Below are 20860 nucleotides of genomic sequence, written 5' to 3' on the forward strand. Positions count from 1 at the left end.
TCGCGCAGGGTTGCCCGAAAATCCCTATTCGATCTCCGGTACGCACGATGCGCCGTTTCAAAATGTCAGAGCGTTCTTCTCTGTCCGAAAGGACGCGCGGCGCTCCGCGTGAACTCTGGATGGTGCCGGAAAGATCATTAAACTTTTATCAATTTTATCGTCTTTGATAGGCTCATGGCCTTAAAGCGTCAAATGACGCGCCAAAACAGCCCGTGGCCGAGCCTTTCCGAAGAACGAATCGACTTTTCCAGACTTATTTGCGGCGAATCACGGCGGCGTAGAATCCGTCGAGTCCACCGGCAAAGGGTGGATCGAGCGGGAACATCGATGGCGTGGTGCGCACTTCGCCGAGCGGGGTGATCGCATCTTCAAGGCCCTGCCAATTCTCAGCCAGAACCGGCACCCGCTCATAATCATCGCCGGCTGCGACCACCCGGTCGACCACTTCCTCGCCTTCGCGTGGGTCAAGCGAGCAATTGGAGAACACGACGATGCCGCCCGGCTTGACCACCGTCAGCGCGTGGCGCAGCAGGCGCTCCTGAAGCAGCGCAAGCTTCTCGATGTCCTCCGGACCCTTGGTCCAAAGCACATCCGGGTGACGGCGGGTCGTTCCGGTCGACGAACAGGGGGCATCGAGCAAGGCGGCATCGAAAAGTTCGTCCGGCCGAAAGTCGGCCATGTTGGTCTCTTTCATCTGCGCTTCCAGGCCCAATCGCTCGAGATTGCCCTTCAGACGCCTCAGCCGGCTCGACGACTGATCAAGCGCCGTCACCTCGGCACCGGCGAGGATAAGCTGCGCCGTCTTACCACCGGGTGCCGCGCAGAGATCGACGACGGTCTTCCCGGCAATCGACCCGAAAAGACGGGCAGGGATGGATGCGGCCGCATCCTGAACCCACCACTCGCCATCGGAGAATCCGGCTAAGGAGGGGATAGAGCCCGAGAATTCTGCAAGGCGGACTGAGCCTGTCGGCAGCACCGTACCGCCGAGCCGCTCGGCCCAGGCATCCGGATCCGACTTGACAGTCAGATCGATCGCCGCTGGGGTCAGTTGCGCTTCGGCGATGAGATCGGCCTGTTCGCGTCCATAACGCTCGACCAGCCTGTCGAAGAACCAGTCCGGCATCGCAGGAACGGTTCGCAGATTTTCCAGGATCGTGTCCTTCTCGCGCGACAGGCGGCGAAGGATGGCATTGACCAGATTGGCAAACCGGCGGTTTCGCGGATCGGCCTGCGCCTGCTCGACGGCAAGATCGACGGCGGAATGATCAGGAACGTCGAGATAGAGGATCTGCGCGGCAGCCACTGCGAGCACATGGTCGAGAGCGCGCGCGCCTTCCGGAAGCGGCGTCTGCAGCATCGAGCCGATTGCCGCCTGGATGCGCGGCAGATGACGCAATGCCGAATTGAGAATGGCGCGCACCAGCGCCCGGTCGGCCTCGCTCAGTTCGCGGTAGGCCGGATTTCCGTGCTCATGATCGAGCATGCCATCGAGCGAGGTCTTGCGATCGACGACCGCCCCGAGAATCTTGGCCGCTGCCTGTCGCGTGCGCAGTCCGGGCTTCTCCGGACCGCGCTGCTCTTGCGCAGGCCTCTTCGACTTTGCCGGCTCCTTGCGCGAGCGGTTTTGTTTCGGACGTGAATCGTTGTTGTTTTCGGCAGACATCAGGACCAGGGACCTTTCGGCGGTTCGGAACCACCGCGACCCCAACCGGTAGAGGGAACAGAGCGCGATTTGCGCACCGGATTATCAGCCCGAACCGGCGGCGTCGACCCCATGGACATCTCCTGCGCCATCTGTTGCAGGGCCGCAATCCGGTTTTCAGTGTTCGGATGGGTCGAAAACAGGTTGTCCATGCGCTCGCCTGAGAGCGGATTGATGATGAACATATGCGCGGTTGCCGGGTTGCGCTCGGCATCGTCATTGTGAATCCGATGGGCAGCACCAGCGATCTTCTGCAGCGCCGAGGCGAGAGCCAGGGGCTTGCCACAGATTTCGGCGCCACGGCGATCGGCGGAATATTCCCGGGTACGGCTGATCGCCATCTGCACCAGCATGGCCGCCATCGGCGCGACGATCATTGCAATCAGCACCCCGACAAAACCGAGCGGGTTGTTGTTGTTGTTGTTTTCGCGATTGCCGCCAAACAGGAAGGCGAAGTTGCCCAGCATCGAAATGGCGCCGGCAAGCGTGGCTGTCAGCGTCATTGTCAGGGTATCGCGGTTCTGGACGTGCGCCAGTTCATGCGCCATGACGCCGGCGACCTCGTCGTAGGAGAGCGCGTTGAGCAGTCCGGTCGAGGCGGCAACGGCGGCGTTCTGCGGGTTGCGTCCGGTTGCAAAGGCGTTCGGCTGCGGGTTGTCGATGACATAGACCCGCGGCATCGGCAGGCCGCATTCTCAGCGAGATCGCGCACGATGCCGTAATATTCCGGGGCGCTGCGTTCATCGACCTCCTGCGCACGGTACATGCGCAGCACCATGCGGTCGGAATACCAGTACGAGAAGAAATTCATACCGGCGGCGATGACGAACGCAATCATCATGCCGCCACGTCCACCAATGGCGAAGCCAACCGCCATGAACAGGGCGGTCATCACTGCAAGCAGCATGGCGGTGCGAACGAGGTTCATGAAGAGGCTCCGGGTCGTCGACGTTTCACGTGAATCAGGGTTTCCGTTCGGACAACGGCGCCTTATATGATGGGTGCAAATGCCCCGTTCTTCAATACAGATGCACGAATCCGGATACTGGCGAGATGCAGAACGACAACGACAATGCCCCCGACCGCCCGAAAAAGCCGCTGCCTGCCGCGGCCATGCGCGCGCTGAAGGAAGCGGAGGAGCGTCGGCAGGCTGAAGCGGAGAAGGTTATGCCGACAGAAATCGGCGGCCGCGGCGGCGCCGACCCGGCACGCTTCGGCGACTGGGAAATCAAGGGTAGGGCGATCGATTTCTGAGAATGCTCTCAGACGGGTTTGAAGCGAAGGAACATTTCCTTCTTTGGGATCGTCCGAAAACAACCGTGGGTCATATCGATCTCCTGCTGCCGCCCGGGAACTCCGCTTACCGTCAATCGGAATCCGGCTCACAAACGCCCGTCGATGACCCAGTCGTCTATTCAGTCCACCGCCTCGGTACGAAACATCATACAAAAAAGGGCGGCTCGAAGCCGCCCTTTTTACCGTGCGTTGCTGTTAAGCCTTGTTCTGCCGGTTGGCGATCAGGTCTTCCACAACAGCCGGATCGGCAAGCGTTGAGGTGTCACCAAGCGCACCGAAATCGTCTTCCGCGATCTTGCGCAGGATGCGGCGCATGATCTTGCCCGAGCGGGTCTTCGGCAGGCCGGGGGCAAACTGGATCTTGTCTGGCGTCGCGATCGGGCCGATTTCCGAGCGGACGTGCTTTACCAGCGCCTGACGCAGATCGTCATTGCCGACCTCACCCGCCATCAGCGAGACGTAGCAGTAGATGCCCTGTCCCTTGATCGGGTGCGGATAGCCGACGACGGCTGCCTCGGACACCAGATGGTGCGAGACAAGCGCCGATTCGACTTCGGCCGTGCCCAGCCGGTGTCCGGAGACGTTGAGCACGTCGTCGACGCGGCCGGTGATCCAATAGTAGCCATCCTCGTCGCGACGGCAGCCGTCACCCGTAAAATACTTGCCCTTGTAGGTGGCGAAGTAGGTCTGGCCGAAGCGTGCATGATCGCCATAGATCGTGCGCATCTGGCCGGGCCAGCTGTCGGTGATGCAGAGGTTGCCGTCGGCAGGTCCTTCGAGCACGTTGCCTTCGTTGTCGACCAGCTGCGGCTGGACGCCGAAGAAGGGCCGCGTCGCCGATCCGGGCTTGAGATCGGTCGCGCCCGGCAGCGGCGTGATCAGGATGCCGCCGGTTTCCGTCTGCCACCAGGTGTCGACGATCGGCGATTTCTGATCGCCAACGACGTTGTAGTACCATTCCCAGGCTTCCGGGTTGATCGGTTCGCCGACCGAACCGAGCAGGCGCAGCGACGAGCGCGAGGCGCGCTTGACGAAATCGTCGCCGGCGCCCATCAGCGAGCGGATTGCCGTCGGCGCGGTGTAGAAGACGTTGACCTTGTGCTTGTCGATGACTTCCCAGAAGCGGCCTGCGTCGGGGAAGTTCGGAACGCCCTCGAACATCACGGTGGTCGCCGCGTTGGCGAGCGGTCCGTAGACGATGTAGGAATGGCCGGTCACCCAGCCGACATCCGCCGTGCACCAATAGATATCGCCGTCGCGATAGTCGAACACGTATTCATGGGTCATCGAGGCATAGACGAGGTAGCCGCCGGTGGTGTGCAGCACGCCCTTCGGCTTGCCGGTCGAGCCCGAGGTGTAGAGGATGAACAACGGGTCTTCCGCCTTCATCTTCGCCGGCTCGCAATGCGGCTTCACGGTCGCAGTTTCCTGGTGGTACCAGAGGTCGCGGCCCGGCGCCCAGCCGATCTTGCCGCCGGTGCGGCGCACGACCAGCACCTTGTTGACGATCACGTGCTGCTTGGCGGCGATGTCGATCGCGGTGTCGGTATTTTCCTTCAGCGGCACCGGCTTGCCACCGCGCACGCCCTCGTCACAGGTGATGACGAAGGTGGATTCGCAGTCGACGATGCGGCCGGCGAGCGCGTCCGGCGAGAAGCCGCCGAACACGACCGAATGAATGGCGCCGATGCGCGCGCAGGCAAGCATCGCGTAGGATGCTTCCGGGATCATCGGCATGTAGATGGTGACGCGGTCGCCCTTCTTGACGCCATGCTTCTTCAGGACGTTGGCAAGCCGACAAACCTGCTCGTAGAGCTGGTTGTAGGTGATCTTCTTGTCGATATAGGGGTTGTCGCCTTCCCAGATGATCGCCGTCTTTTCGCCGTGCGTCTTCAGGTGGCGGTCGATGCAATTGTAGGAGACGTTGGTGAGGCCGTCCTCGTACCACTTGATCGAGACCTTGCCCTTGAAAGAGGTGTTCTTGACCTTGGTATAGGGCTTGAACCAGTCGATCCGTTTGCCGTGTTTGCCCCAGAACTTGGCCGGGTCCTCGACACTTTCCTCATACCACTTCAGATAGGTCGCGTTATCGAGCAGCGTCCGGCTCTTGGCAGACTTCAACACCGGATAGATCTTGGCGGACATTCGTTCCTCCCTGCGCATTCCTGTCTGAGGTCCCTCCCGGGGACCCCGCCTCGGCGACGAGTCATAGCAGGTCAAAGCCGCGCCGCAATTAGACAAAAGGACATTTGGAACTGGAGAATTGCAATTTTGAGACAACGACGCTATAGAGGCGCTCAATTCCCGGAAATCAGTGGTAGACTCCACGGCCCGCGACACCGGCGCGGCGGACAAAAGGACTATATCCATGGCTCAGCAACTGCTTATGCCCAAGGCAACAGCCGTCTGGCTCGTCGACAATACGGCATTGTCGTTCGAACAGATTGCAACGTTTTGCAAGCTGCATCCGCTCGAAGTGAAGGCGATCGCAGACGGTGAATCGGCACAGGGCATCAAGGGTCTAGATCCAATCGCAACCGGACAGCTGTCGCGCGACGAGATCGCCCGCGCCGAGGCAAATCCGAACCACAAGCTCAAGCTTTCGGAGCCGAAAGTCCGTGTTCCCGACTCCAAGCGCAAGGGCCCGCGCTACACGCCGGTCTCCAAGCGCCAGGATCGCCCGAATGCCATTCTCTGGCTGGTTCGCAACCATCCCGAGCTGAAGGACGCGCAGATTTCCCGCCTCGTCGGCACCACGAAGTCGACGATCGAGCAGATTCGCGAGCGCACCCACTGGAACTCGACGAACCTGACGCCGATGGATCCGGTAACGCTTGGCCTGTGCTCGCAGATCGATCTCGACCTTGAAGTCGAACGCGCCGCCAAGGGCCGTCCGCTGCCGACAGCCGCCGAGCTCGGCGCGACGCTCGAAGCAGCCCAGGAAACAGAAAAGCTCAACTTCAGCTACGAGCGCGAAGAAGAGAAGGAAATCGATGCGGATGCCGTCTTCGCCAAGCTCAAGTCGCTGAAGTCGGATCGCAAGGACGAGGACGAAGACGATCAATATTGATCGACTTGTCATGACCTGACGAAAGCCCGGATCGCTCGATCCGGGCTTTTTTGTTTGCCAGATTCAGTAGGCCGAACCGGACTGGTCCTTCAGATTGTGGCGCTCGGTCCCCTTGAGCGGTGGATTGAAGACACTGACGAGGATGAGATCCTCATTTTTTCCTCCCCGCAGGAAATGTTTGTCGTGCTGATCGAGCACGTAGATGTCGCCCTGACGAATCGGAAAGACATTGCCCTGCATATCCTCCACCTCGCCCTGGCCGGCGATGCAGTAGCAAGCCTCAAGATGGTTGCGGTACTCCAGCAATGAGACCGTATTGGCGCGAACGACGGTGTGGCAAACGGTAAAACCCATGCCATCTTTTTCCGTCAGCAGTCGGTGGCTGGTGCCGCTCCCCCATTCGACGAAATGATCGGTGGCCTCGATATCCTGCAGGCTGCGCACGAACATGTGCTATATCCTCCTATGAGAAATTCTTACATGACGAAGACCGGAATGCGTTCTCGTGATGTTGAAATCCTTATCCCACGGGACTTTTCGATAGAAAAACAACGATTTCTCAAGAGGTGGTTGAGGAGAATTTGCAGATGCTTCCGCCACTCGGCATGCTTCGCGCATTCGAGGCCGCCGCCCGGCTCGCCAGCTTTTCACGTGCCGCGGACGAGCTGCATGTCACACACGCTGCAGTTAGCCATCAGATAAGGCTGCTCGAGGAATGGTTCGGCCGGCCGTTGTTCCGGCGGGAAAAGCGCGGCGTCGGTCTCCTTCCTGACGCCGAGCGGTTGGCCGACGCCTTGACATCGTGTTTTGCGCGCATCGCGATCGAAACAGAAATGCTGCGCGCCAACGCCAAATCATCGATCACCGTCGCTTGCATCCCATCGATCGCCACGCGCTGGCTGATACCGGCGCTCAGCGATTTCCTCGAACGGCACCCGGACGTCGATGTAAAGGTAATCTACGCGATGGCCGAGCAGAGGCTGCGGGAGACGGGTTGCGACGTGCTCATCACGCTCGGTGCGGACCTATCCGTCGGGACGCAATGCGACCGGCTGTTTTCGCGTGCGAACCGCCCGGTCGCCAGCCCTCGTTACATCGAGCGCAAAGGCGCGCTCTACACACCAGAGGCAATCACCACCGCCGACCTGCTTCACGACGAGACGATCGCGCGGTGGCAAGAATGGTTTGCGACAGCCGGCCTGCCCATGGCTCGACCGCCGCGCCGCGGTCCGGTTTTCCAGGATTTCAACCTGCTGGCGACGGCCGTGATCGCCGGCCATGGCGTGGCGCTCTGCCCGGTCGAAGTCTTTCGCCGCGAGATCGAGCACGGCGATCTCATCGTCCTCTCGCCGATCGCCACACTTGAAGACGAGAGTTACTACCTCATCACCAAGAACCTGCGCAGCAAACCGGTGGCGGCCTTCAGCACGTGGTTCAGTTCCGTCGTTCGAATCTGAGGCATGCTCCTGCATGTTTCCTTAAATCCTATTCGATTTAAGGATAAAAACATGCAGCCATTCAAAGTGCTACAGCGACCTTTGCGCGTCTAATAAGACGCGCGGCGCTGTAGAATGCACGATCAGATGCCGATACCCTTGGAATGAAGCACCGCGGCAATCTCATCGAGGATCGCTGGGTCGTCGATTGTCGCCGGCATTTTCCACGGTTGGCGATCGGCGATCTTCTGGATCGTCGCGCGCAGGATCTTGCCGGATCGGGTTTTCGGCAGCCGCTTGACGCACATCGCCACGCGGAAGGCGGCCACCGGCCCGATGCGATCACGCACGAGGCTGATGACCTCCCGTTCGATCTCGGATGTTTCACGGGAAACATTCGAGTTGATGACCAGAAAGCCGGCGGGGATCTGACCCTTCAGCGCGTCGGCGATGCCGATGACGGCACATTCCGCCACATCCGGATGGCTGGCGCACACTTCCTCCATGGCGCCCGTCGACAACCGGTGACCGGCGACATTGATGATGTCGTCGGTGCGCGCCATGATGAAGACATAGCCGTCATCGTCGAGGTAGCCGGCATCGGCCGTCTTGTAGTAGCCGGGAAACTCCTCGAGATAGGCCGCGCGAAACCGATGGTCGGCATTCCAGAGTGTCGGCAGACACCCTGGAGGCAAAGGCAGTTTGACCACGACGTTGCCCAGCGTGCCCGCTTCGACCGGATGACCGGCGTCGTCGAGGATCTGGACATCGTAGCCGGGTAACGGAACAGCCGGTGATCCGTATTTGACAGGCAGGAGTCCGAGTCCGAGCGGATTGCCGGCAACAGGCCAGCCCGTTTCCGTCTGCCACCAATGGTCGATGATCGGCACACCGAGCGCCCTTTCCGCCCAGCAGATCGTGTCGGGGTCGGCCCGTTCACCGGCCAGAAACAACGCACGAAACCGAGAAAGATCATGGTTCGTCACCAGCGACGCATCCGGATCCTCCTTGCGAATGGCGCGCAGCGCCGTCGGAGCGGTGAACATGACGGCCACGCCGTGTTCCGCGATAATCCGCCAGTAGGTTCCGGGATCCGGCGTGCCGACGGGCTTGCCTTCGAACAGGATCGAGGTGTTGCCGTTGAGAAGCGGCCCATAGACGATGAACGAATGCCCGACGACCCAGCCGATGTCGGACGCCGCCCAGAAGACCTCACCGGGCTGAACGCCGAAGAAATTCTGCATCGACCATTTGAGCGCAACCATGTGGCCGCCATTGTCGCGCACCACGCCCTTCGGCTGGCCTGTGGTGCCGGAGGTATAGAGCACGTAAAGCGGATCGGTGGACGCCACCGGCGTGCAACCGGCCTCGTCGCCCGCATCCTTTGCCGCCGCAAGCGCTGTGGCATAGTCGATATCGCGCACCGGCGTCATATCCGCCTGCAGCATCTCGCGCTGATAGACAAGGCAATGCGCCGGTTTGTGTTCGGCGATCGTCAGCGCCGCATCGAGCAGCGGCTTGTAGGCGACCGTGCGACCGGGCTCGATGCCGCAGCTGGCCGACACGATGAGCTTGGCCCGGCAATCGTCGATGCGAACGGCGAGTTCGTTGGCGGCGAAGCCGCCAAACACCACCGAATGCACCGCGCCGATGCGCGCGGCGGCAAGCATCGCCACCGCCGCCTGCGGGATCATCGGCATATAGATGATGATGCGATCGCCTTTGTCGACGCCGAGCTTGCGGTAGACGGCGGCCAGCGCCTTGACGTCGTCGAGCAACGCTCCATAGGAGATGCGCTCGATGCTAGACGTGACCGGGCTGTCGTAGATGAAGGCGATCTGCTCGCCACGACCGGCTTCGACATGCCGGTCCAGGCAATTGTAGCAGCTGTTGGTCAGCCCGCCGGGAAACCAGTGGCCATAAATGCCCCCTTCAGCCTCGAAGGCGCGCTCCGGCCTCTCGAACCAGTCGATCGCCTCTGCCGCCTCAGACCAGAACCCCTCCGGATCCGTCTTCCACGCGCCGTACACTTCGGAATAGCGGCTCGCCATATCCGTTCTCCTCCCAATGCATGCCGGGCGATGCCCGGCCTCCTCGTGCACAAGGATAGGCTAATGAGAACGAAGGTGAACCCCGACGAAAGCGTAATGCGACGTTTTGGCCGTCAGCGTGATCCGAAAATTGCCGAACCGACGCGCACGCTGGTCGCGCCGAACTGGACCGCCGTTTCGAAATCTCCGGACATGCCCATCGACAGCCTGTCGAGCATGCACGCGCCGGCTAGTTTCGCCAACAGCGCAAAATGCGGACCGGGGTTCTCGTCGACAGGCGGAATGCACATCAGACCCTCGATAACCATATCCAGTTCCTCGCGGCAGAAGGTCACGAACGCGATGGTTTCTGCAGGCGCAATTCCGGCCTTCTGCGGTTCCAGACCGGTGTTGACCTGGACATAGAGACGAAGCGTCCTGTCCTGGCGCTTCATTTCCGCCGAGATCGCCCGGGCAATTTTCTCGCGATCGACGGTCTCGATGACATCAAACAGGGCAACGGCTTCTGCCGCCTTGTTGGACTGCAGCGGCCCGATCAGATGCAGCGCCAGATCGGGGCTTTCGCCCTTCAGCAGCGGCCATTTGCCCTGTGCTTCCTGCACGCGGTTTTCGCCGAACACGCGTTGGCCGGCCTCGATCACCGGACGGATCGCGTCAGCGTCGAATGTCTTGGAAACGGCAACGAGGCTGACGGCATTCTTTGGGCGCTTTGCCGCCCTTTCCGCCGTGTGAATCCGGCTCACGACATCCTGTAACCGCTCTTGAACTTCCATGGATATATTCTCCGACATAACGACCTTCCGGGCGATAACTAGCGGATTAGGCAAACTTGCGCGCCTTGCCAAGGCCATCGCCGCTCGAGCCGGCCCAAATCCGCCAAAGTGTCGCGCCAAACCCTTCGAAAACTTGACCACCAAGCGGTTTCATGATGAAGGTCACCCCAACTATCATGAGGGCGCTCCCTTGCCCCGCAGAACTTCCGGAACACCTAAAAGACATGTCTACCGAACGATATAATCCGCGTGATGCCGAGCCGCGTTGGCAGCAGGAATGGGAAAACGGCGAGGTCTTCAAGACCGAGAACGATGATCCGCGCGAAAAATATTACGTGCTCGAGATGTTCCCCTATCCGTCCGGGCGCATCCACATGGGCCACGTGCGCAACTACACGATGGGCGACGTCGTCGCCCGCTACAAGCGCGCCCGGGGCTTCAACGTGCTTCACCCCATGGGTTGGGATGCCTTCGGCATGCCGGCGGAAAACGCCGCCATGGAGCGCGGCGTGCATCCGGCCAGCTGGACCTATCAGAACATCGCCTCGATGAAGGCGCAGCTGAAGGTCATGGGACTGTCGCTTGACTGGAACCGCGAATTCGCGACCTGCGACCCTGAATACTACCAGCGCCAACAGCACCTGTTTATCGATTTTCTCGAGAAGGGCCTGGTTTACCGCAAGCAGTCCAAGGTCAACTGGGACCCGGTCGACAATACCGTTCTCGCCAACGAGCAGGTCATTGACGGCCGCGGTTGGCGTTCCGGCGCGCTCGTCGAGCAGCGCGAGCTGACGCAGTGGTTCTTCCGCATCACCGACTTCAGCCAGGAACTGCTGGACGCTCTGGACACGCTGGACCAGTGGCCGGAAAAAGTACGCCTGATGCAGAAGAACTGGATCGGCCGCTCCGAGGGCCTGTCCATTCGCTGGCAGATCGTCGAAGGCACCGCCGCCGCCGACACCACGGAACTGACCGTTTACACTACCCGTCCGGACACGCTGTTCGGCGCCTCCTTCCTGGCGATTTCCGCCGATCACCCGCTTGCCAGGCAGGCAGCGGCAAAGGATCCGGCAATCGAGGCCTTCTGCGAGGAGTGCCGGCGCGCCGGGACCTCACTTGCAGCGCTCGAGACCGCTGAAAAGAAGGGCATGGACACCGGCATCCGCGCCAGGCATCCACTCGACGAAAGCTGGGAGCTGCCGGTCTACGTCGCCAACTTCGTCCTCATGGACTACGGCACGGGCGCGATCTTCGGCTGCCCGTCCGGCGACCAGCGCGACCTCGACTTCGCCCGCAAGTATGGGCTTCCAGTCGTTCCGGTCGTCATGCCGAGGGATGCCGATGCCGAAAGCTTCGCGATCGGTGACGAGGCCTATATCGGCGACGGCGTGATGATCAATTCGCGTTTTCTCGACGGCCTGTCGACGGAAGACGCGTTCGAAACCGTGGCATCGAAGCTGGAAAAGTGCGTGTTGGCCGGCGCGCCGCGCGCCGAACGCAAGGTCAATTTCCGCCTGCGCGACTGGGGTATTTCCCGCCAGCGCTATTGGGGCTGCCCGATCCCGGTCATCCATTGCGATGACTGCGGCGTCATTCCCGTTCCCAAGGCCGACCTGCCCGTCATCCTGCCGCCGGACGTCACCTTCGACAAGCCGGGCAACCCGCTCGACCGCCATCCGACCTGGCGGCACGTGGCCTGCCCGCATTGCGGCAAGGACGCCCGTCGCGAGACCGACACGATGGACACCTTCGTCGATTCGTCCTGGTACTTCACGCGCTTCACGGCTCCTTGGGAGGACGACCCGACCGATCCGAAGACGGCCAACCACTGGCTGCCCGTCGACCAGTATATCGGCGGTATCGAACACGCGATCCTACATCTGCTCTATTCGCGCTTCTTCACCCGCGCGATGAAGGCGACCGGCCATGTTGCCCTGGACGAACCGTTCAAGGGCCTGTTCACCCAGGGCATGGTGGTGCACGAGACCTACAGCCGCGGCGAAGGCGCCCAGCGCGAATGGATCACGCCGGCGGAAATCCGCATCGACGAGGTCGACGGACAGCGCCGCGCCGTTCTGCTCGAGACCGGCGAAGACATCACCATCGGCTCGATCGAGAAGATGTCGAAGTCGAAGAAGAACGTCGTTGATCCTGACGATATCATCGCCTCCTACGGCGCCGATACCGCACGCTTCTTCGTTCTGTCCGACTCGCCGCCCGACCGTGACGTCATCTGGTCAGAGTCTGGCGTCGAAGGCGCCCATCGCTTCGTTCAGCGCGTCTGGCGCCTGATCGGCGAGGCGGCGGAAACACTTCGCACAGTCGAGGCGGCGCCAGCCCATGAAGGCAGCGGACTCGTTCTCTCACAGGCGGCCCACAGGACGCTGCGCGCGGTTGAAGCCGATTACGACAAGCTGGCCTTCAACAAGGCCGTGGCACGTATCTATGAGCTCGTGAACGTGATTGCGGCCCCCTTGACCCAGGTTGCTGCCGGCAAGGCCGATGCGGCGCTGGCAGCGGCTGCAAAGGATGCAACATCGATCCTGGTCAACCTGATCGCCCCAATGATGCCGCACCTGGCCGAGGAATGCTGGCAGGCGATCGGCGGCAAGGGCCTGATCGCCGAAAGCGGCTGGCCGAAGTTTGATGCGGCGCTCGTCGTTGAGAATGAAGTCACGCTGCCGGTCCAGATCAACGGCAAGAAGCGCGCGGATTTGACAATCGCGCGCGATGCAGATCAGACTGCGATCGAGAATGCCGTTCTCGCTCTCGATGCCGTCAAGTCCGTTCTCAACGGCAGCAGCCCCAAGAAAATCATCGTCGTGCCTCAGAGGATCGTCAATGTCGTTGTCTGATAGAGCTGGCTCCAGCATCCGGTCGCTCCCGATGCTGGCTGGTGTTCTTATGTTGACCGCGCTCGCCGGCTGCCAGGTCAGGCCACTTTATTCCGATGCGGTCGGCACATCGGCAGCGCTTGCGTCGATCGAAATCTCCGATGCGGATGACCGTGTTGAGCAGGAGGTGCGCAACGCATTGATCTTCCTGGCCGCCGGCGCCAGGGAGAACCGGCGAACCCGCAATATCATCTGGCGCTGAACGTCACGACCCGCGTCATGGGCACGCTCTTTGATCAGGCACGGGACCGGGCAGCCGCAGGGCGTATCGTCGTGAAAGCGGACTATAACCTGTCCAGGGCCGGCACGGGCGAAACCATCAAGTCAGGCAACCGCACGGCCGTCGCGCTTGTCGACTTTCCCGTCCAGGAGTTTGCCAAGGTCCGCGCCGTCCGCGATGGCGAGAACCGCGCTGCAAGGGAACTGGCAGAGCTGATCCGGGCCGATATCGCCGCGGCCCTCAGCCGATAGAGCATTTCCAGGAAAAGTGCGAAGCGGTTTTCCGGCAGGAATTGCGTTGAAACAAAGGGATAGAGCGTTTCTGGGAGTCAGTCTAAACTGGAAACGCTCTAGGCGGTGACGGAATGAGCGAAGTCAAGTCGCACGAATTCGACTCTTTCCTACAGAAGTCAGCGGCACTTTATCGCCTCTTTGTCCTCTACGGACCAGACCGCGGGCTGGTTTCGGAGCGGGCAGAGGCGATCGCGTCGCGCAGCGGCGTTGCGCTCGACGACCCATTTTCCATCACCAAGCTCGATGCCGGGGATCTGCAACAGAGCCCCGGCCGGTTGCTCGACGAGGTCAATTCGATCGGCCTCTTCGGTGGCGAAAGGCTCATCTGGGTCCGCGGAGCCGCCAACGAGAAGGCGTTGGTCGATGGTCTGCAGATTTTGGCCGGCGAACCGCCGACCGGTAGCTATGTTGTCGTCGAAGCGGGTGATCTCAAGAAGGGATCGGCGCTGCGCAAGGTGGCCGAGACGGCACGTTCGATCGCGACTATCGCCTGCTACAGCGACGACGCCCGCAGCCTGCAGGCGTTGATCGACAAGGAATTGGGCGAAGAAAAACTCGGCATTACTCCGGCGGCACGTGAACGGCTGATAGAAGCGCTTGGCGGCGACCGCCTGGCATCGCGCAACGAAGTACGCAAGCTTGCACTCTATTGCCGTGGCAAGAGCACCGTCGACGAATCGGATGTGACCGACATTGTCGGCGATGCCAGCGCCATTTCCGTTGATGATGCTGTCGATGCGGTCCTGAAGGGTGACCTTGACGGTCTATTGCATGCGATGCAGAAGATAACCACGTCAAAAACGCCCGCCTTCCTCGTTTTGCAGGGGTGCCTCAGGCAGTTTCAGCAGCTCGATCTGATGCGCGCCGAAATGGATGCCAGCCGCCAGCAGGCCGGCCAGGTTATCGCCACCATGGGCCGGCACCTGCATTTTCGTCGCAAGCCCATCATCGAAGCAGCCCTCAGACATTGGTCTTCGCCGGCGATCCGCCGCGAACTGACACGGCTTCAAAATACGATCTATCAGAGCCGCACGCGCCAGAGCCTCGAGGAGAGCATGGTGCTGCAGAACCTGTTGGCGATTGCCGTGCAGTCAGCCAGACGCTGAGAGCCCGCAAAAGCAGGCTCAAATCAGCCTATCGGGCAATTGGAAGCGCGCTTAAAGCCTTTCCAGGAAAGGTGCGAAGCGGTTTTCCGTCAGGAAATGCGTAAAAACAAAGAGATAGAGCGTTTCTGTAGTTCGGTTTAAATCGAAAACACTCTAGCGGCGCTCGAGCAGGCGGCAGATCTCTTCAAGCTGATCAAGCGTCTTGTAGGAAATCCTGAGGTGCCCGCCTGAAGCCTTGTGACTGACGGTGACTTCAAGCCCGAGACTGTCGGACAGTGTCCGCTCCAGCGCCAACGTATCGGCGTCCTTCTCGTCACGACGTGCGGCCTTGGCGTAGTGGGGATCGTTCTGGGCGCGAATATCGTTCTGCGCCAGCCGCTCAGCGTCGCGAACGGAGAGACCCTTTGCGACGATGTTGCGGGCGAGCGTTGCCGGATCCGACGTCGGGATCAGCGCGCGCGCATGGCCTGCCGACAGGCTTCCTTCTGACAACATGTCCCGCACCGGCTCGGGCAGCTTCAAAAGCCGCAGGCTGTTGGCGACATGGCTGCGGCTCTTGCCGATGATCTCGCCGAGATCGTTCTGGGTGTAGCCGTGTTCGGCAATCAGCTGCTCGTAGCCAAGCGCTTCGTCGAGCGGGTTAAGGTCGGACCGCTGCACGTTCTCGACGATCGCGATTTCGAGCGCCGTGCGATCGTCAACGTCGCGGATGATAACCGGAATTTCGGTAAAGCCGGCGAGCTGCGCTGCACGCCAGCGGCGTTCCCCGGCGATGATCTCGTAACGGTCAGTGCCGATCGTGCGAGCGACGACCGGCTGGACGATGCCGTGCTGCCGAATGGAACTGGCGAGGTCCTGCAGTTCACCTTCGTCGAACTGTCGACGCGGGTTTCGCGGGTTGCGCGATACGAACTCGATCGGCACTTTCCGATCGGGGTTAACCGGAGCAGGGGAGGCGCCGGCCTGTATCGGCTGATCCATCTCGCCGATCAATGCAGCCAGTCCCCGGCCAAGCCTTCTCTTCGAGCTGTCGTCGTTCATAGTGTCACCCGATTTAAATTCCGGTACCGAAACAATTATGCGGCTTTGCGCTGCCGCTCGCGCTGGATTACTTCCGATGCGAGTTGAAGGTAGGCTTGGCTGCCTGCGCATTTCAGATCGTAAAGGATGGCCGGCTTACCATAGGACGGTGCTTCCGATACACGCACATTCCGCGGAATGAGCGTGTGGTAGACCTTATCCCCAAGATGGGTGCGGACATCGCTCACCACCTGCTGTGCCAGATTGTTGCGAGAATCGAACATCGTCAACACGATACCCTGGATGTCCAGGTTCGGGTTGACCGTTTGGCGCACTTGGTCAACCGTCTCCAGCAACTGGCTCAAACCCTCCAGCGCGAAGAATTCGCACTGAAGCGGCACCAGTACCGAATGTGCGGCAGCCATAGCGTTCATCGTCAGCAGATTGAACGATGGCGGGCAGTCGACGAGAACGTATGAATACTCCAATGCCTCGGGGCTCTCCAAGGCCTTGCGAAGACGAAAGGCGCGATCGACCTCCCTGGAGATTTCCATTTCGACGCCGAGCAGATCCATCGTCGAGGGCACGATAGCCAGATTCGGCACAACTGTCTGCTGGACGATCTCACCAATCGAGTGCGATCCAACCATCAATTCATAGGAGGAGAGATGGCGATCGCGGCGCTGAATGCCGAGGCCGGTGCTGGCATTGCCCTGCGGGTCCAGATCAACGATCAGAACCTTTTCGCCGATGGCGGCCAATGCCGTTGCCAGATTGATCGCCGTCGTCGTTTTGCCGACGCCCCCCTTCTGGTTCGCTATCGTGATGATCCGATTTTTTGCGCCAAACATGTTTCTGCTCGCCAATCACTGAGTTCTTCGCGAAAGATTTGCGATCTCGAGCACAACAGAATCTGGCTCAACGATGCTTGGGTGTTTTACCAGATCAAACGCATAGCGGCCAACGGCTTTGTCGATCTCACGCTGGTAATCCCGCCCTTTGTGGAAGTAGGCGACCGTTTTGCCACCTTCGGCCGTCAGCCAAGGCGATGAATAATCGAGCAGTAGGCTCAGATCCGCCAGCGCACGGGCGGAAATCGCATCGCATTTTGGTGCGACAGAGCTGGCATCTTCGATTCGAATCGGATGAACGGATCCGCGCGCACCGGTCTCCGTCAACGCAACGCGCAGGAAAGCGGCTTTCTTGTTGTTGCTCTCGATCAAATGTACCCAGCCGTCGGAAAATTCCTGGAGGTAGATGGCGGTAATCACTCCGGGAAATCCACCACCGCTACCGAGATCGACCCAGGTCTTCGGACCCGGCGCAAGTTGCGCCAATTGTAGACTATCGACGATATGCCGCCGCCACAGGTCGTCGAGCGTCGACGGAGCAATCAGATTGATGAACTTCGCCCATTTCTGAAACAGCGCTGCGAAGTGCTCTAGTCGTTCCTTCGTTTCACGTGAAACACGCAGTCCGTTCAAGCCAGCGAAGGGACTCGTTTTCATTGCGCACTTACCTTTTCTTCCCGTTCCGCGGAACGACTCATTCGTTTCAACCAAGCCAAGATCAACGAGGCGGCGGCCGGGGTCATCCCATCGACCTTCAGCGCCTGGGCCAGATTCCGCGGCGCCTGCAGCGTCAACTTCTGCTTCAGCTCATTCGATAGACCAGCTAATGCCGAAAAGTCAAAATCGCTTGGAATCGCTAAATCCTCTTCGCGGCGGATGCCAGCAATGTCCGATGCCTGGCGGTCCATATAGACGGCATAGGCAGCATCGATTTCGAGTGCCTCCACCACCGCGGACGGAATGTCTTTCAACTCGGGCCACAGGATCAGCAAGGCACCAACACTCTGGTCAGGATAGGATAGGATTTCGAACGCCGTTCGCCGCTGGCCATCCTGGTTCAGTTTGAGTCCATGACGGTTGCCTTCTGCCGGCGTCACCGACAATTGCTTGAGCAATGCCCGACCGCTGTCAAACTGCGCCTTCCATTCGACAAAGCGCGCCTGCCGCGCTTCAGACACGCAACCGATTTCGATTGCCTTCGGTGTCAGGCGCACGTCTGCATTGTCGGCACGCAGGGACAATCGGTATTCGGCGCGTGACGTGAACATGCGATAGGGTTCGGTAATACCCCGAGAGGTCAGGTCGTCGACCATCACGCCGATATAGGAATCGGTGCGGCTGAAGATGACGGCTTCGCGCCCCGTCGCTGCCTTGGCAGCATTCAAGCCGGCGACCAGGCCTTGTGCCCCGGCCTCTTCATAGCCCGTGGTGCCATTGATCTGGCCGGCGAGGAACAAGCCCGGCATCTTGCGCACCGCCAGCGTCGCATCAAGCTCACGCGGATCGACGTGATCGTATTCGATCGCGTAACCCGGCTGGAGGATCACGACACTCTCAAGGCCGGGGATTGTGCGAATAAACGCGTCTTGAACGTCTGCCGGCAAGGATGTCGAAATGCCGTTGGGATAGACGGTATCATCGTCCAGGCCTTCCGGTTCAAGGAAGATCTGGTGACCGTCCCGTTCGCCAAAGCGAACGATCTTATCCTCGATCGAGGGGCAGTAGCGCGGACCGACACCTTCGATCTGACCGGAATACATCGCCGACTTGCCGATATTGTCGGCAATGATCTTATGCGTGGCTTCGGTGGTTCGGGTCACACCGCAGTCGATCTGTCGGTTGACGATCCGATCGGTCATGAAGGAGAAGGGCACCGGATCTTCGTCAGGCCCCTGGCGTCCGACGCGATCCCAATCAATAGTCTTGCCGTCCAGGCGTGCTGGCGTCCCCGTCTTCAACCGTCCCAAACGAAGGCCGTAGCGCGCCAAGGTGGCGGAGAGGCCAAGCGACGGCTCTTCGCCAATACGACCCGCCGGTATCTTCTGGTCGCCGATATGGATCAGTCCCTTTAGAAAGGTCCCGGTCGTCAGCACCACCGCCGCCGCAGCAAAGGATCTGCCATCCTTCATCACCACGCCGGCAATCTTGCTGTCCTGTTCAAGAAGGTCGAAAGCATCACCTTCGATCACGGTCAGGTTTTCAATGGCGTCAATCTCTCGCTGCATGGCTTCGCGATAGAGTCGCCGGTCGGCTTGGGTACGTGGGCCACGAACAGCCGGCCCCTTGCGCCGATTGAGCAGGCGAAACTGAATTCCAGCCGCATCGGCGATGCGACCCATCAAGCCATCAAGCGCATCGATCTCACGCACGAGGTGGCCTTTGCCTAGACCCCCAATCGCCGGGTTGCACGACATCACGCCAATGGTCGACGCCTTATGGGTAATCAGAGCGGTGCGTGCACCGAGGCGCGCGGCCGCCGCCGCAGCCTCGCAGCCGGCATGACCTCCACCAATGACGATAACGTCAAAATGGACCATTTTTATCATCTCCGATCAAACGCGTTCCGGATTCGAATCGTTTCACGTGAAACACTTCGCATGACTCGCTAGCGTTGTATTGTTTTAGTCGAACATCATTTACCGATACAGAATTCGGAAAATATCACATCCAACAGGTTTTCAACATCCACACGCCCGGTGATGCGTCCGATTGCATCCCCTGCGACACGAAGCAGCTCAGCGCGTATATCCAGGCCGTCTTGGTTCAGGCGCAAACTTTCCGCAAGCGCAATGCTGGCTTGGCGCAAGGCGTCAACATGCCTGCGTCTGGAGGGGATAGAGAGGGCGGTAACCCCAGACAAATCAGGTAGATAGCCCGATATGACGTTCAAGAGCTGGTCCATCCCCGCACCCGTTGTGGTCGAAATCGAAACCTCGGCGCCCGGAATGGTATCGCTGCCGGCTCGGTCGATCTTGGTTGCGACCCGCAAGACCGGCACAGCCGTAAGAGCGAGGTCGTCAAGGGTGTTAAAACCTTCTGTGTTTTCGGAAAGAAGCAGCACAAGGTCGGCGTTTGCAATTACATCGCGAGCGCGGCGAATACCTTCACGCTCCACCGTCTCGTCGGTCTCGCGCAGCCCGGCAGTATCGAACAACTTGACGGAGAATCCGGCTAATGAAAGGTCGACGGAAAGCACATCGCGCGTCGTTCCGGCTATCTCTGTCACGATCGCGATATCACGTTTTGCCAAGGCATTGAGCAGGCTGGACTTGCCGGCGTTGGGTTCGCCGGCAATGACGATCTTCAGGCCATCCCGGATGATTTCGCCAATCGGCGCCTGGGCAATGTGCGCGTCGATCTCGCGACGCAGCAATTCCATATCTTTCCAGATCCGGTCACTGACCGAGCCCGGCACGTCCTCCTCATCGGCGAAATCGAGCTCCGCCTCGATCATCGCGCGCGCATGGGTCAGACGCTTGGCCCAATCGTCATAGACCTTAGACTGGCCGCCGGCGGAATGCTCCAGCGCCAGACGACGCTGCATCTCGGTCTCCGCAGCGATCAGATCCGACAAGCCCTCAATCTCGACAAGATCCATCTTGCCGTTATGGAAGGCTCGCCGTGAAAACTCGCCGGCCTCAGCGTGGCGCAGCCCCGCAAAGCCAGACAACTCATGCAGCAGCATTTGAACAACGGCACGGCTGCCATGCACGTGCAACTCGGCACAGTCTTCCCCTGTAAACGAGGCCGGGCCGCGGAAGTAGATGATCAGGCCGCTATCGATCATGAAACCGTTGCGAGAGCGAATCGATTTCAGTGACGCCAAACGCGGCTCAGGGACGGCACCACACAATGACTTCAGGACAGCGTTTGTTTCTGGTCCGCTTATCCTGATCACCGCTACGCCGGCTGGCAACGCCCCGCTGGAAAGCGCGTATATCGTATCCACCGATGGCATCGTGTCACCTGAGATCCAAAGAGAGTTCCTGCTCTACGCACGCCTGCGCCGGAAACAAGTTCCGGCGGGTGAGGCGGCCTCATATTGATAGCTGAATGAAACGCGTTAGTCGGCGTTCCCGGCGTTCACAGAGGTGTCGAGCGGTTGCGAGCTTATGCCGAATAGTCGGGAGAAGATCAAGCCTTAG

The 20860-nt window shown here is 60.3% G+C and carries 15 protein-coding genes and 2 pseudogenes; 6 read left to right on the forward strand and 11 right to left on the reverse strand.

Features of this window, described 5'->3' with window-relative positions:
• Nucleotides 1–253: 253 nt before the first annotated feature.
• The gene (locus tag BKP54_RS30030; protein ID WP_025425284.1) at nucleotides 254–1666 is read right to left on the reverse strand and encodes an RsmB/NOP family class I SAM-dependent RNA methyltransferase; all 1413 of its coding nucleotides are present in this window, start codon (nucleotides 1664–1666) and stop codon (nucleotides 254–256) included.
• Nucleotides 1666–2633, reverse strand: a pseudogene (htpX, locus tag BKP54_RS30035) (zinc metalloprotease HtpX). Before htpX ends, BKP54_RS30030 begins: the two are co-directional and overlap by 1 nt.
• A 125-nt stretch (nucleotides 2634–2758) precedes the next feature.
• Here htpX and BKP54_RS30040 point away from each other — a divergent pair.
• Entirely contained in the window at nucleotides 2759–2959 is a 201-nt protein-coding gene (locus tag BKP54_RS30040) for a DUF1674 domain-containing protein (RefSeq protein WP_038575773.1), read from the forward strand.
• A gap of 237 nt (nucleotides 2960–3196) precedes the next feature.
• Here the strand turns inward: BKP54_RS30040 and acs are convergent, their stop codons facing one another.
• On the reverse strand, nucleotides 3197–5146 hold the full coding sequence (gene acs / locus BKP54_RS30045; protein WP_025425286.1) for an acetate--CoA ligase: 1950 nt from the start codon (nucleotides 5144–5146) through the stop codon (nucleotides 3197–3199).
• A gap of 223 nt (nucleotides 5147–5369) precedes the next feature.
• Here acs and BKP54_RS30050 point away from each other — a divergent pair, with 223 nt between their 5' ends.
• Nucleotides 5370–6071 (forward strand): DUF1013 domain-containing protein, encoded by a 702-nt coding sequence (locus BKP54_RS30050; protein WP_025425287.1) that lies wholly within the window; start codon nucleotides 5370–5372, stop codon nucleotides 6069–6071.
• A 63-nt stretch (nucleotides 6072–6134) separates the two neighbouring features.
• Here the strand turns inward: BKP54_RS30050 and BKP54_RS30055 are convergent, their stop codons facing one another.
• Complete coding sequence (locus BKP54_RS30055) at nucleotides 6135–6521, reverse strand: ectoine synthase (RefSeq protein ID WP_025425288.1); 387 nt, start codon at nucleotides 6519–6521, stop codon at nucleotides 6135–6137.
• A gap of 137 nt (nucleotides 6522–6658) precedes the next feature.
• On the opposite strand from BKP54_RS30055, the gene BKP54_RS30060 reads away from it, so the two are divergent.
• Complete coding sequence (locus BKP54_RS30060; protein WP_057225778.1) at nucleotides 6659–7528, forward strand: LysR substrate-binding domain-containing protein; 870 nt, start codon at nucleotides 6659–6661, stop codon at nucleotides 7526–7528.
• 122 nt (nucleotides 7529–7650) lie between these two features.
• Here BKP54_RS30060 and BKP54_RS30065 read toward each other — a convergent pair whose 3' ends face one another.
• Both BKP54_RS30065 and BKP54_RS30070 read right to left on the reverse strand, forming a co-directional pair.
• Entirely contained in the window at nucleotides 7651–9558 is a 1908-nt protein-coding gene (locus tag BKP54_RS30065) for an AMP-binding protein (RefSeq protein WP_025425290.1), read from the reverse strand.
• Between the two features lie 113 nt (nucleotides 9559–9671).
• Nucleotides 9672–10331: a YggS family pyridoxal phosphate-dependent enzyme gene (locus BKP54_RS30070; RefSeq protein ID WP_025425291.1), complete on the reverse strand. Its 660-nt coding sequence runs from the start codon at nucleotides 10329–10331 to the stop codon at nucleotides 9672–9674.
• Nucleotides 10332–10555: 224 nt separating this feature from the next.
• Here BKP54_RS30070 and leuS point away from each other — a divergent pair, with 224 nt between their 5' ends.
• The 3 genes and pseudogenes from leuS (at nucleotide 10556) to holA (ending at nucleotide 14844) form a co-directional block, all read left to right on the forward strand.
• Complete coding sequence (gene leuS, locus BKP54_RS30075) at nucleotides 10556–13186, forward strand: leucine--tRNA ligase (protein WP_057206468.1); 2631 nt, start codon at nucleotides 10556–10558, stop codon at nucleotides 13184–13186.
• Nucleotides 13173–13696: pseudogene (gene lptE / locus BKP54_RS30080) on the forward strand (LPS assembly lipoprotein LptE). Before leuS ends, lptE begins: the two are co-directional and overlap by 14 nt.
• A 113-nt stretch (nucleotides 13697–13809) precedes the next feature.
• A complete protein-coding gene (gene holA / locus BKP54_RS30085; RefSeq protein WP_057225776.1) occupies nucleotides 13810–14844 on the forward strand; it encodes a DNA polymerase III subunit delta in 1035 nt (344 codons plus the stop codon).
• A 153-nt stretch (nucleotides 14845–14997) separates the two neighbouring features.
• On the opposite strand, the gene BKP54_RS30090 is transcribed toward holA, so the two are convergent.
• The 5 genes from BKP54_RS30090 to mnmE all read right to left on the reverse strand — a co-directional run bounded on the left by BKP54_RS30090 (nucleotide 14998) and on the right by mnmE (nucleotide 20673).
• Nucleotides 14998–15885, reverse strand: a complete 888-nt coding sequence (locus BKP54_RS30090; RefSeq protein WP_025425295.1) for a ParB/RepB/Spo0J family partition protein — start codon at nucleotides 15883–15885, stop codon at nucleotides 14998–15000.
• Between the two features lie 35 nt (nucleotides 15886–15920).
• Nucleotides 15921–16715 carry a ParA family protein gene (locus tag BKP54_RS30095; protein ID WP_025425296.1) on the reverse strand — a complete coding sequence of 265 codons (795 nt, stop codon included), beginning with the start codon at nucleotides 16713–16715 and terminating at the stop codon, nucleotides 15921–15923.
• A 15-nt stretch (nucleotides 16716–16730) separates the two neighbouring features.
• Nucleotides 16731–17372, reverse strand: a complete 642-nt coding sequence (gene rsmG, locus BKP54_RS30100; protein WP_025425297.1) for a 16S rRNA (guanine(527)-N(7))-methyltransferase RsmG — start codon at nucleotides 17370–17372, stop codon at nucleotides 16731–16733.
• Nucleotides 17369–19252 (reverse strand): tRNA uridine-5-carboxymethylaminomethyl(34) synthesis enzyme MnmG, encoded by a 1884-nt coding sequence (gene mnmG, locus BKP54_RS30105; protein ID WP_057225774.1) that lies wholly within the window; start codon nucleotides 19250–19252, stop codon nucleotides 17369–17371. Before mnmG ends, rsmG begins: the two co-directional genes overlap by 4 nt.
• 95 nt (nucleotides 19253–19347) lie before the next feature.
• Entirely contained in the window at nucleotides 19348–20673 is a 1326-nt protein-coding gene (gene mnmE / locus BKP54_RS30110) for a tRNA uridine-5-carboxymethylaminomethyl(34) synthesis GTPase MnmE (protein ID WP_025425299.1), read from the reverse strand.
• Between the last annotated feature and the right edge of the window lie 187 nt (nucleotides 20674–20860).

The sequence above is a fragment of the Ensifer sp. 1H6 genome (assembly GCF_001976035.1).
GTDB classification, from domain to species: domain Bacteria; phylum Pseudomonadota; class Alphaproteobacteria; order Rhizobiales; family Rhizobiaceae; genus Ensifer; species Ensifer canadensis.